Source organism: Luteococcus sp. H91, assembly GCF_038433135.1.
In the GTDB taxonomy this organism is placed as follows: domain Bacteria; phylum Actinomycetota; class Actinomycetes; order Propionibacteriales; family Propionibacteriaceae; genus Luteococcus.
In genome coordinates this window covers 1-12,558 of sequence record NZ_JBCDMV010000043.1, presented here as the reverse complement: position 1 = coordinate 12,558, position 12,558 = coordinate 1, and the positions used below count along the sequence as shown (strand labels likewise).

At 62.9% G+C, this 12,558-nt stretch carries 8 protein-coding genes and 1 pseudogene; 2 read left to right on the top strand and 7 right to left on the bottom strand.

The features are described from left to right. Positions 1-723 precede the first annotated feature (723 nt). Positions 724-2,523, bottom strand: a complete 1,800-nt coding sequence (locus AAEX57_RS15935) for a DUF2075 domain-containing protein (protein ID WP_342093280.1) — start codon at positions 2,521-2,523, stop codon at positions 724-726. Between the two features lie 323 nt (positions 2,524-2,846). On the opposite strand from AAEX57_RS15935, the gene AAEX57_RS15930 reads away from it, so the two are divergent. Next, complete coding sequence (locus AAEX57_RS15930) at positions 2,847-4,025, top strand: hypothetical protein (RefSeq protein WP_342093276.1); 1,179 nt, start codon at positions 2,847-2,849, stop codon at positions 4,023-4,025. A gap of 51 nt (positions 4,026-4,076) precedes the next feature. Beyond that, on the top strand, positions 4,077-5,894 hold the full coding sequence (locus AAEX57_RS15925; RefSeq protein WP_342093275.1) for a flavin-containing monooxygenase: 1,818 nt from the start codon (positions 4,077-4,079) through the stop codon (positions 5,892-5,894). 123 nt (positions 5,895-6,017) lie between these two features. Here AAEX57_RS15925 and AAEX57_RS15920 read toward each other — a convergent pair whose 3' ends face one another. The 6 genes and pseudogenes from AAEX57_RS15920 to AAEX57_RS15895 form a co-directional block, all read right to left on the bottom strand. Continuing rightward, the gene (locus AAEX57_RS15920; RefSeq protein ID WP_342093274.1) at positions 6,018-7,427 is read right to left on the bottom strand and encodes a glycoside hydrolase family 1 protein; all 1,410 of its coding nucleotides are present in this window, start codon (positions 7,425-7,427) and stop codon (positions 6,018-6,020) included. Further along, positions 7,424-8,827, bottom strand: a pseudogene (locus AAEX57_RS15915) (glycoside hydrolase family 1 protein); the annotation flags it as partial. The gene AAEX57_RS15920 and the pseudogene AAEX57_RS15915, both read right to left, overlap by 4 nt. Positions 8,828-8,831: 4 nt before the next feature. Continuing rightward, a complete protein-coding gene (locus AAEX57_RS15910) occupies positions 8,832-10,055 on the bottom strand; it encodes a PTS sugar transporter subunit IIC (protein WP_342093273.1) in 1,224 nt (407 codons plus the stop codon). An 11-nt stretch (positions 10,056-10,066) separates the two neighbouring features. Then, positions 10,067-10,381, bottom strand: a complete 315-nt coding sequence (locus AAEX57_RS15905) for a PTS sugar transporter subunit IIB (protein ID WP_342093272.1) — start codon at positions 10,379-10,381, stop codon at positions 10,067-10,069. Between the two features lie 2 nt (positions 10,382-10,383). Beyond that, the gene (locus tag AAEX57_RS15900) at positions 10,384-10,743 is read right to left on the bottom strand and encodes a PTS lactose/cellobiose transporter subunit IIA (RefSeq protein WP_342093271.1); all 360 of its coding nucleotides are present in this window, start codon (positions 10,741-10,743) and stop codon (positions 10,384-10,386) included. Further along, positions 10,744-12,348 (bottom strand): BglG family transcription antiterminator, encoded by a 1,605-nt coding sequence (locus AAEX57_RS15895; RefSeq protein WP_342093279.1) that lies wholly within the window; start codon positions 12,346-12,348, stop codon positions 10,744-10,746. Between the last annotated feature and the right edge of the window lie 210 nt (positions 12,349-12,558).

Here is a 12,558-nt window from a genome sequence, read left to right as displayed (position 1 = left end):
CAACACCGTCCGCCCGCACCAAGCGCTGGCCTGGAACCGGCCCTCGGACGTCCACCGCGGTCTGGCCGACCCGACCGTCCCCAACTTTCCCGAGCCCGAAATCCTGCCAACTACTTGACGCGGGACACCGCGGATGCCTGTCGAGATGAGTTATGGAGGATCGAGGGTGAGCGACCCGAGCGAGTCCGTGCCGCGACGCTGCCCCTGGAGAAGAAACTCGAGGAATTCCACTCGTATTGACCCGAGTCTCCTGGGCCGAAGCCAGCTCCACGCTGCGATTGGCTCGGTTGCCCATGTGGTCATCCAGGGGCCAATGGTCGACGCCAAGCGGAGGAGTGTCGACGACGTCGACCAGTGGCACTCGGAACTTGTAGCGGCTGTGATCGTCATCCCAGGGCATCCATGCTCCTTGGAAGGGAAACAGGTTGGACGTCGCGAGTGCTGTACCCAGGAATCGTCCCGTCCCGCTGTCCCGGTCGCCGTCAACCCGGTTGACATCCCCCAAGTCAGAAGTAGAGCCGAGTGCCTTCCTCGACGCTCTTTCTATTGGAGGGAAAGTCCCAGAAGGACACCTCCTTGGCGTACTCCCAGTGTTGCCTTAGGTTGCGGCTGATCCGGATGATGGCGGACATGCGCGTGCTCTCCGTTGTTCAAACGGGGAGGCATGTCCTGTCAGGAAGCCTGTCGATCCGTGGTGGGTGTAGGACGGTCTTGCCAGTACTGCTAGTCGATGAGGCTGTGCAGGAACTCTTGAGTCTCGGGATCGGTGCTGTGGATCGTCACTCCCAACAAGCCACGGGTCAGCAACACCTTGTAGACGTTGCGCACCAGACGGTCGAAGTAGGCGTCGTCGACGCGCTTACGGTTGCGGAAGTCCGGATCCTTGTTGGCATCGCGAACACTGACCCAGCGGTCGGTGCGCCAGACGAGGTCCGGCCCAAGGATCACGCCGGCATAGTCGTACTCGAAGCCCTGCGCGGTGTAGACGCATCCCACCTGGCCAAAGCCAGCGGGGTCCGTGGCCCACAGCGCTGCCGGCGGTGCGCCGCCGATGCTGCGGTCACCCTTGAGGTTCCAGGGCCGCGTCCACTCACCGATCCGGACGTCCGGAACCAACGTGCCGTCCCTCTTCGGGTCGCTCCACGGCCAGCAGTAGCCAGCGGCCATCCGGGCACCGAAACCTTCGCTCAGACGGGCCTGTAGCTGGGTTTCCAGGGCGCTGGGTGAATCGGCCAGCCGCACGTCGAACCGGCCGTCGGTCTCCCAGCGGACAGGGCCGTCGCCGGTGAGCCCCAGCAGGCTCTGCACCCAACCGACGTAGGCCTGCGATCCGCCGCAACGGAACTGGGCGTCCAGATCGATCCGCATCACATCCATGCCGCGTGCTCGCGCCGCGGCTTCGATGTCGTCCGCCGTGCCCAGCTCGCCGGGACGCACCACCTGATTCTCGTCCAACAGGAACACCGGGACGCGGGCGGCACTGAGCAACTCGTCGACCTGAGGGCGGCCGGTGCGGAACTCGGCCTTGGTCCAGCGGTTCGCGGAGGTCTCGCGGATGCGATGCGCCTCGTCCAGGATCAGGCAGTCGAGGTCATTCGGCTCCGCGGTCATGAACGAGTTGAAGTACTGGAAGTTCTTCTGGACCCGGGTGGATCCCTTGGCGGCTACCTTGCGTAGCGTCATCGTGAAGGAGCGGGACCCTGTCGCGTGGACGACGGTGCGCCCTTGTCGTGCCAATTCGCCCATCAGGGACAGGGCGATCACGCTCTTGCCACTGCCTGGTCCGCCAGAGACGATCACAGCGGTCTTGGTGTTGGCGCGTCGCGCCTTGTCGACGGCATGGCGGACGTAGTTGAAGGCATCGCGTTGTTCATCGAGGAGGACGAACATCTCACGACGCTGGACTTCCTCAGCGGCAAGCTTCAGCAGCTGCTTCGACGGAGCGATCTTGCTGCCCAACAGCGCATCTGCGGCTTCGGCCCCGTCGGTGTCGGCGAAAGTGTCACGAAGAAAATCGATGAACTCGCCACGACGCTGGCCGGTGAAGATCCGGCCAGTCGAGGCAGCGGGTGCGTCCAAGAGATCAGAGATGCCCAGGTCAGTGGCGTTGTGGAGGTAGACGACTCCCTCAACCGCAGCCGGGTCCTCTGACAGGACGGCGGTGTAGTCGGTCATGTACTCGCAGTAGGAGCGGACCTGTTCCGACGGGTGCGTGACGGGGTGAGCCCCGTAGGCGCCGATGGACACCAAGTCGTCGCTGTCCTCGAATCGGGCCGCATCGGACCACTGCTTGAGTTCGACGACGACGTACTTGTTTCGGCCGGTGCGGCGGTCCTTGCCGGCAAGGACGATGTCGGCGCGCTTGCTGGTGAACGGCAGTTGGTATTCGACGAGCACCTCGACGCCGGAGCGCTCCGCTCGTACCAGATCGGCGGCCAGATACGGCGCACTGCGGTCCCAGGAACGGATCTCGCCGGGCGAAGGCTGGCGTCCCACTTGGTGGGTCATGTTCTCGGTGAGCATGGCACTCAAGCGGTCACCAAGGGTGGAGAGCTCCTTGGCGGAGACTCGTAGCAACGACGGCACGTGGACAACTCCCGGGCAGCACAACAAAGTGTGCGGGGGAGCATGTCCGTCGCCGGAAGCTCGTCGATCCGCTGGATAGGAGAACTGTAGCTGGCGAATTTCTGGGAACAATGGTCTGACGCATCAGATGGGCGCCACTTTCCTTGCTACAGAGCGGGCGCACCAAGGCGCCCTGAGATGGAGCGCTCGGTGCGAAGGCTGACCTATCCGGCCCGATGATTGGCTAGCGTGGCCTCACCCGTCGATTGTCAGGAGGCGGCATGGCCCAGATGGTGCTGAGCCCAGCGCTCAGCGTTTTTGATGATGTGGCGCAGAAGGCCAGGCAACTGCGTGCCCAGCACGAGTCCTGGATGGAATCCGGGAAGGTGCCCAATGGCGTTCGAGAGGTCGTCCGACGAGGGTGGCAGCGGCCGTCCGTCAGGGCTGCGTGCGATGCCGACGTCCTCCCCGAGGACCAAGCGAGGGAACGGATCACTCCCGGGTTGAAGTTGGTCATGCCCTTGCTGCGTGAGCGCTTGCTTCCGTTGGCCGAGAGCGCTGGCTGTCAACTGGTCGCCTGCGACGCCGAGGGCGTGGTGGTGGGGATCGTCGGCCCACGAATGGTTCGCGATGCCTCCGATCGACTCGGTTTTGTCATGGGCGCCAACTGGTCGGAACAGGCCGTTGGCCTAAATGCCCTGGGCACGGCGATGGTGGAACGGCAAGCCGTGCAGCTGTTCGGTCCAGAGCACAGCAACGACCGCCATCACGGGTGGGTCTGCACCGGTGCTCCGGTGCAGGGCGGAGGACATTCCCAGCCCCTTGGAGCCTTCACCGTGTCCGGACCTCTGCTGGCGGCGCACCCGCACACGCTGGCTCTCGTAGCCTCGGTGGCGGACGAGGCGAGGCGCCTGCTCGACGAGGCCCACCGGGCCGACGTGGAACGACAGACCCCGTTGCCGTCGGTGCCCGGCCGGCACGTCATCCTCGATGAGCAAGGCTTCGTCCTCCGCAGCGAGGGCTTTCCGGTGAGTGGCCGGGTGGTCGATGCCCGAACCCTCCAGAAGGCTGGGATTCGTTGGCTCGACGGCCTCGGTTTCGTCCAGGTGGGGCGATGGGCAGCGGGTTGGGTGCTGCGAGAGCACCGGACGGTGCCGTTGGCGCTGACCGTGGTCGACGGAGCACGTCCCTCGGTCGAGTTGGCCACGGCGGCTGGTTCAGTCCACATCAGCATCACGCCCCGCCAGCGCGAACTGCTCTCCCTGCTGGCCGGTCACCCCGCGGGTCTGGATGCGCGACGGCTTGCATCTGCGTTCACCGGAGACGCCGGTGCCGTCGTGACTGTGCGCGCGGAGGTGTCGCGCCTACGTAGCCGACTGGGGCCGGTGCTCGCTTCACGGCCCTATCGCCTGACCGTCCCTGCAACCTTCTGCAACCCTGTGCCCACCTCAACCGGCTGACTAGTGTCCCGGCAACTGTTCCAACGCGGGAACGAGCAAGGGGAGAGGTCGATGACGACGCAACAGTGCACTGCCCGTCCGGGCATTGAGGTGCCAGAAGAAGTGCAGGCATGGCTCACCAAACTGCAGGATGCGGTCGACGCTGCCGAGGTGGAGCAGGTCCTAGACCTGTTCGAACCGGGGGGCTTTTGGCGAGATCTGGTCTTCATGACGTGGAACCTGCACACCGCTGAAGGCGCTGACCAGATCCGGGCCATGCTCGAGAGTGTTGGTCCCGAGGCGTGGCCAAGGGACTTCACGGTGACCCGGGTGGACCGTTCCGAAGAGGTCGTCGAAGCCCACATCAGTTGTGCCAATGCCACCTTCGCAGCCAAGGGCATCGTCCGGCTGCGCGGCGAGAAGGCTTGGACCTTCCTCACCAGCGCCCAAGAGCTGCTGGAATACCCTGAGCCGAAGGGGCGACGCCGCATCGCTGGCGCTGAGCACGGCGTGCAGAAGGATCGGGAGAACTGGCTCGATCGGCGTCGGAAGCAAGTCGAGTCCTACGGCACTGATCAGCAGCCCTACGTGCTTGTCGTTGGCGGTGGGCAGGGCGGAATCGGGCTGGGGGCGCGCCTGCGCCGTCTGGACGTCCCGACATTGATCGTGGACCGCTATCCCAAGCCGGGTGATCAGTGGCGTTCTCGTTACCACTCACTGTGCCTGCACGACCCGGTCTGGTATGACCACATGCCCTACCTGCCTTTCCCCGACGACTGGCCGGTGTTCACGCCCAAGGACAAGATGGGGGACTGGCTGGAGAGCTACGTCTCGATCATGGAACTGGACTACTGGACCAATACCTCGGCGCGCAGCGCCACCTTCGACGAGGGCCGCGGAACCTGGACGGTCCATGTGGAGCGCGAGGGCCGCGAGGTGGTCCTGCACCCCACCCACCTGGTCCTCGCCACCGGGATGTCAGGTATCCCGAATGTGCCCGAGATCCCCGGGCAAGACGTCTTCCAGGGCGACCAGCACCACTCCAGCAAGCATCCGGGAGGAGCGCCCTACAAGGGCAAGAAGGCGGTGGTCATCGGAGCCAACAACTCCGCTCATGACATCTGCGCCGACTTGTGGGAGAACGGCGCCGACGTCACCATGCTGCAGCGATCCAGCACGCACATCGTGAAGTCGGAGTCATTGATGGAGCACGCGCTGGGGCCGCTCTACTCCGAGGATGCGCTGGAGAACGGCATCGACACCGACACTGCCGACCTGATGTTCGCGTCCATTCCGTATCGGATCCTGCCGGACTTCCAGCGACCGGCCTTCGACGCGATCCGGGAGAAGGATGCTGACTTCTATCGCCGTCTTGAGGAAGCCGGCTTTATGCTCGACTTCGGTGACGATGACTCCGGTCTGTTCCTGAAGTATCTGCGACGGGCTTCCGGCTACTACATCGACATTGGTGCCTCGGACCTGATGGCCAATGGTGACATCAAGCTGGTGGCGCCAGCCGAGGTGAGCCACCTGACCGAGCAGGCCGTTGTCCTGGCGGATGGCACCGAACTGCCAGCCGACCTCGTGGTCTACGCCACCGGATTCGGCTCGATGAATGGCTGGGCTGCTCAGCTGATCTCGCAGGAGGTGGCGGACACAGTGGGCAAGTGCTGGGGCTTTGGCTCCGACACGACCAAGGATCCCGGCCCTTGGGAGGGTGAGATTCGCAACATGTGGAAGCCCACCCAGGTGCCGAACCTGTGGTTCCATGGCGGCAATCTGCACCAGTCGAGGCATTACTCCCGTTACGTCGCCCTTCAGCTCAAGGCGCGGCTCGAGGGGATGGAGACGCCGGTCTATGCCTTGGCCCAGAGCCATCACCGCGAGTGATTGCCGTCGGAGCCACTGGTTGATGACCATCGGATGAGTTGGCCCGGTTGAGGATGACGATGGCCCGCCCACACCATGGTGTGGGCGGGCCATCGCGCAGGCGGCCACGCATGGTGTTGCTTCTCAGTGTTCTGCGATCCATTTCCGGTAGCGGTGATACGAGTCCTTGATGGTGCGCTTTCCGCTGCCCTTGCCCTCATCGTCCAGATCAACGTGGATGAAGCCGTAGCGTTTGGCCATTTGCCCCGTTCCTGCGGACACGATGTCGATTGGGCCCCACCATGTGTAGGCCATCACCTCAACGCCGTCGTCGACGGCTTCCATCACCTGGACGAGATGCTTGTCCAGATAGTCGATTCGCTCCGTGTCGTGGATGCCGTCAGAAGTCACCGCGTCCACCGCGCCAAGTCCGTTCTCGGCAATGAACAGCGGTTTCTCGTAGCGGTCCCACAATTCGTTGAGGGTGTACCTCAGGCCCACGGGATCCATTGGCCATCCCCACGCAGAGGACTGCAGGAAGGGGTTCTCCAGGCCGACCGAGCCGCCAGTATTCACCTGGATCGGGTCGCCGGCCCGTACCGTGGTGCTCCGGTAGTAGCTGAATGCCAAGTAGTCGCATGGGTACTCGGCAATCAGCTCAAGGTCTCCGTCGGCAATCTCGACCTGGCCGATGCCGGTCTCCTCGCGCATCATGCGCTGGGCGTAACCGGGGTAGTGGCCGCGCATCATCACGTCGCTGAACAGCAGTTGCCGACGACGGGTCTGGTACGAAGCCAGCACATTATCCGGGGCGCAGTCGGCCGGGTAGACATTGGAGAGCGACAGCATGCAGCCGACCTGTGCTGTGGGGTCCACTTCGTGGGCCCGCTCCACCGTCATGGCGTTCATGACGAAGGCGTGGTGAGCAGACTGGTAGCCCTTGTACAGCGTGACCTTAGGATCCTCACCTTCGACAGTGGGGGTTCCCCCGGCCAGGTAGGGAAGTCGGATGACATTGTTGACCTCATTGAAGGTCATCCAGTAGCGGACCTTCCCCGCGTAGCGCTGCAGCAGCACATCCAGATACTTGGCATAGAGGTCGATCCAGGAGCGGTTCTCCAGACCGCCGAGCTCCTTCACCGCCTCCAAGGGGTACTCGTAATGAGTGATCGTCACCACGGGTTCCATACCCAGCCGCCGCATCTCGTCGAAGAGCTCGTCGTAGAAGCGCAGGCCGGCCTCATTGGGCTGCTCCTCGAAGCCCGTCGGGAAGATCCGCGTCCATGCAATCGAGGTACGCAGGCATTGCAAGCCCATCCCGGCCAGCAGCTCCAGGTCTTCCCGAAAGTTGTCGTGGAAGCTGATCGCCTGGTGCGACGGGTAGAAGACGTCGTCTTCCACCGCGAGACTGACATTGGCAAAGCGTGACGGGCCGCCGTGTTTGCTGGCCCGCACCACATCGGCCGTGGACGGTCCCTTGCCATCCACATCCCAGGCGCCTTCGGCCTGGTTGGCGGCGATGGCGCCGCCCCACATGATCGGCTGGTTGTTCACAGATCCCCCAGTTCTCGTCCATTGCTGGCCACCATCCGCTGGTACCAGTCGAAGGACTTCTTCTTGTAGCGGTTGTAGGTGCCATTACCCTCGTCGTCGGCATCGACGTAGACGAAGCCGTACCGTTTGGTCATCTGACAGGTGGACATGGAGACGAGGTCGATCGTGGCCCAAGGTGCGAAGCCGCGCAGGTCAACGCCGTCCTCGATTGCTCGTCCCATCTCGGCAATGTGGGCCTGGAAGTAAGCGATGCGGGCATCGTCCTGGATGGGCTGGTCACCTGTCATCTGCTCGTAGGCGCCGATCCCATTCTCGACGACGAGCAGCGGCAAGCGGTAGCGGTCATAGAGGTCGATCAGCGAGTACCGCAAACCCATCGGGTCGATCTGCCAATTCCACTCGTTGACTTCAAGGTAGGGGTTCTTCACACCTTCGGAGAGATTGCCGGCCACCTTCTCTCGGACCCCCTCGTCCTTCGTGGCCACCATCGACATGTAGTAGCTGCAGGTGAAGATATCGACGACGCCCTCGCGCAGGGTGGAGCGGTCCTCGTCGGTCATTTCGACGCTGATTCCCTTGCGTCTCCATTCGCGCTGAACCCAATGTGGGTACTCGCCGAAGACCTGTACATCTGCAGTCAGATGGTTCTCCCGGTTGACTCGCTGGGCGAGCAACTGGTCGGCAGGATCGGCGGTGAGGGGGTAGTGGAGGGTCTTGGTGAGCATGCAGCCCATGTGGCTGTCCGGGACCAGGTCCCGCATCATGATTGCGGCCTTTGCCGCAGCCACCAGCTGGTGATGCAGCGCTTGGTAGCACACCTGCTCCATGTCCTGCCCCTTGAAGCGGTCCCCCAATAGGCCGGCGGTGGTGAATGGGTGACGGAAGATCGAGTCGACCTCGTTGAAGGTCAACCAGCACTTCACCAAGTGTCCGAACTCGCGGAAGCAGGTTTCCGCGAACCGCAGGAAGAGGTCCACCATCTCCCGGTCATGCCACCCATTCCGGTTGAAGACGGTGGCCAGAGGCTGTTCGTAGTGGTGCAGCGTGACCAAGGGCTCGATTCCGCGGTCGCGCATTCCTTGGAAGAGCCGACGGTAGAAGTCGACGCCCGCGGGGTTGGGCTCGGTCTCCTCTCCCGTCGGGTACAGGCGGCTCCAGGCAATGGACACCCGAAGCATGCCGAAGCCGAGTTCCGACCAGAGGTCCAGGTCTTCCTCGTACCGGTGGTAGAAGTCGTTCCCGCGGCGCTTGCCGTAGGGGCCGGTGCCCTCGAATGCCATGGCACGTTCCACATCGGCACTGTCGATGGCGTGGCTTGCCTTGTAGTCCTTGGGATCCACCTCGAACTTACGACGGGTCACGTCCCCCACCGAGGGGCCCTTTCCGTCTTCGTTCCAAGCCCCCTCACACTGGTTGGCGGCGCTGGCTCCTCCCCAGAGAAATCCGTCGGGGAAGGCTGATGAAGCCGTTCAGGAAGATCGGTACACCGAAGGGGACATCGACGGTGTTCGCGTGGATGAAGCCCAGCTTGATCGCCGCCACGCCAATGCCGGACGCCACGGCTGCGTTGCCGATGAAGGGAATGGCGTAGATGGGATTGAGCAGCAGCGGGACGCCGAAGACCATCGGTTCGGAGATGCCGCAGATCCCGGGCAGGAAGCCGATCTTGGAGATGGCCTTGAGGTCGTCCTGCTTGGACACCAGCAGGGCAGCAAAGATCAGGCTGAGGGTGCAGCCCGCTCCTCCGAGCACGGCGAAGGCCTGCCAGAAGCCATAGGTCAGGATCTGGGTGGGTTGCTCGCCGGCATTGGCCGCCGCCACGTTTGCGGCGATCGCGGAGGCGAAGAGCGGGTTCCGGATGGGGGAGACCACCAGGCCGCCGTGGATGCCCAGGAACCAGAAGAGCTGCGCCACGATGACCATCAGGACAACCCCGGCGGAGGTCTGGAAGAGCACTTCCAGAGGAGCCTGGAGTGCCTTGTAGATGAACTCATTCAGGTAGGAGCCAGTTGCCAGCTTGAACAGCACACCAAAGACGGATGAGAAGACCAAGATGATGAAGATCGGCAGGAGGGAGTTGAAGGACTGGGTGACCGCCGGGGGCACGCTCGGCGGCATCTTGATCTGTAGCCACTTCACCTTGGCCAGGAAGCGGAACAGCTCGGTGATCACGATGGTCCACAGCACGCCAACGAACAGCCCCTGGGCTCCGAGAGCCCCCACGGCGAGGCCGGGAGTGGTGACCGGATCCGCATTCTGGACCAAGCCGGTGACGACCTGCGGCACCACGGTGATGTAGGCGACGACCGACAGGGCGCCCGTAGCGAGCTCCGGGGTCTTGTTCCGCTTGGCGAACTGCATGCCGAGGATGAAGACGATCGGAATCGTCATGAAGGACATCGTCGCAAAGTTGATGCCGCTGAAGGCCGGCCCTAGCTTCGCCAGCCACGGCACCCATTTCGCCAAGCCGGTTTGGGGGCTGGAGATCAATGTGGTCAGCAGGGTGGCGAATGAACCCACCAGGATGAAGGGCAGGTAGAAGGTGAAGGCGTTCTTGAGCGACGACAGGTACTTGTTGTCGTCCACCTTCTCGGCGACGGTTGCCAAACCGTCGGTGAATTTCTCCATCGAAGCCATCGTCAACCCACCAGTCGTTCCGCCTGGGCGACAACCGCGGCACCGTCGCCGAGGCCGTAAGCGCGGGGCTCGATGATGTCGACGGGGGCTGCCTCGCCCACGATGCCCTTGATCTTCTTCAGGATGTGCCGGACCTGGGGGCCCAGGAGCAGGACATCGAAGTTGCCGAGTTCACCTTCCACCTGAGTCTGGTCTGCTGCCCAGATCGTGTAGTTCTTTCCCTGCGAAGCAGCAGCCTCCTGCATCCGCTGAACAAGGATGGAGGTGGACATTCCCGCGGCACAGGCCAGCATGATCCGCAGTTCGTTGTTCGGCATGGTCAGTTCTCCTTTGAAGTGATGGTGCTTGCCGTGATGGTCTTCTTCAGCTCCGCGATGGCGGAGTAGACATTGATGAACTCCTCTGCATTTTCGCGAGCCATCAAGGCCATGGTCACGTGGTCCTCCGCGTGCACGAGGATGATGTTCACCGCGACGTGTCGCTTCTTTGCCTCGTCCTGCAGCAGCGAGAACTGGAGGTCGTGTGCAGCTCTGAATTCGGCCTCTGAATCCCTGATGAACTGGCGGGCCTCGTCGAAACGTTCCTCGCGCGCGGCCTCGATGGCTTCGTATGCCTTGCTCTTAGAATTCCCAGCGGCGAGGATCAGCTGGAATGCGATTTCATAAGGGTCTTTGGACATTTAGTCCACCTCCAGATCTTGGGCGATTTGTTGTAGCCGCACTATCAGTGCCTCAAAGTCGCGGTTTTCGATGAGGTAATTGACATGCTCAGGGTTCATCAGAAGGCGAGTCAGGGAGCCGTAGAATCTGCGAAGATCCTCGCCTTCGAGAGAAGAGACGCTGACGAGGAATACGGCCTGTACGCGGTGACGGTGCCACTGGATCGGTTCCTCCAGCACGCCCACGCAGACGAATGTCTCGCTGCTCATGGCCACCTCGGCGTGGGGCATGGCCACGAGATTCCCGAAGTCGGTGGAGGATAGTTCTTCGCGCCGCAGGATGGACTGTTCGAAGACATCGGGAAGATCGAAGGTGTGGTGACAGGCAAGCGCCAGTTGCTGGATGGCGTCGTGCCGACTCGCAGCCTGCAAGTGGCCGATGAAGAGTTCAGGTCGGAAGTACTGGGCGACGTCGACGGACGGCCTGCGCAGCAACGCCTGCCGGATCCGAGGTTCATCCTCGGGAGCGAGGAAGTCACTGATCAGGTGTAGGCGGGTGTCGGCCGGTACGTCCATGGGGACCGTGGAGAAGGCGATGTCCACGTCCTCCAGATCCTCGGCGGTTACACGGTGCGCCTCCATGGAGGTGATGGACTCGATCAACTCCGGGAAGCGGTCTCGGAAGGCGAACTCCATCAGGCGGGCGGTGCCGAGGCCCGAGGCGCAGGCCACCAACACACGCCGCCGTGGGTGTGGCGGGCGACGGCGTTGCAGTGCTAGCTCCAGCCACAGGGCGATGTAGGCGACCTCGTCCTCGTCTACTTCAGCGCCGATCTCTCGTCCCAATAGCGAGGAAGCTTGGGAGGCCATGACGAAGGCCAACGGGTGGCTCCTTTTGATCTGATCCTTGACGGGATTGCTGAGCGTCATTCCGAAGCGGAGCCGAACCATCAGGGCCGCAGTGTGTTGCGTGAGGGCGCCAGCTAGAGTCTCGTCCTGGTACAGCTCGAATCCGTAGGTTTCGTCGAGCACGCCCATCATTGCGTCGACCACGAGATGGGCCTGTTCGGTCAGCGCATCGCCGGATTCCTTGCCCCCGAGGATGCGCTTGCCAGCAAGATTGAGCGCTAGATAGCTGACCTCGCCGCGCGGGATGGGTAGCCCGACCGCTTGCTCGACGGCACGCATCAACCGGTCCGCGATGTCCAGCTCTCGGTCCGTGACAAACGGGCGGAGTGAGGCCTGTTGGTCCGGGTAGACGTTCCCGCTGGTCACCCGGAGTAGGGCTGCCGCCAAGTGGACGGACAGGTTGTCCAGTAGATCCTTTGAGATGGGGATCGACGGCTCGCAGAGGGCTCGTTCAGCGATCTGTCGGAACGGGATCTGGTCAGGATTCAGCAGGCTGCCTACCCCGGTGAAATGGCTGGTCAGGCAGTGACGGATGTCGAATTCTGCGCCGACCACCTTGACACCGTGATACGGCTTCCGGTCGATGAGCAGGCTGTAGTCCCTGAGCACACCTTCGATGTTTCGCAGATCTTGGGTGATCGTGGTCCGGGAGACAAACAGAGCCTCGGCAATTTCATCTAGCTTGACGTAGTCCCGCGAGGTGAGCAGACGTTGCAGGATGTAGCGGCCTCGCTCATCGGGTGTGCTGGGCAGGGCCCGACTGCGCGGGGTGGGGCGTCCTGCCTCGAAGGCACTGCGGTTGTCAACGACGGTCGAATTGGGGACCGTTTCCGGCGGCTGAAAAGGGAGCCACTGGTTTGGTGGTTTCTAGTCTGCCTGTTGCTCGAGGCGAGCGGAAGGCAGGGTGGTCATGGTGGTGTTCCTCAG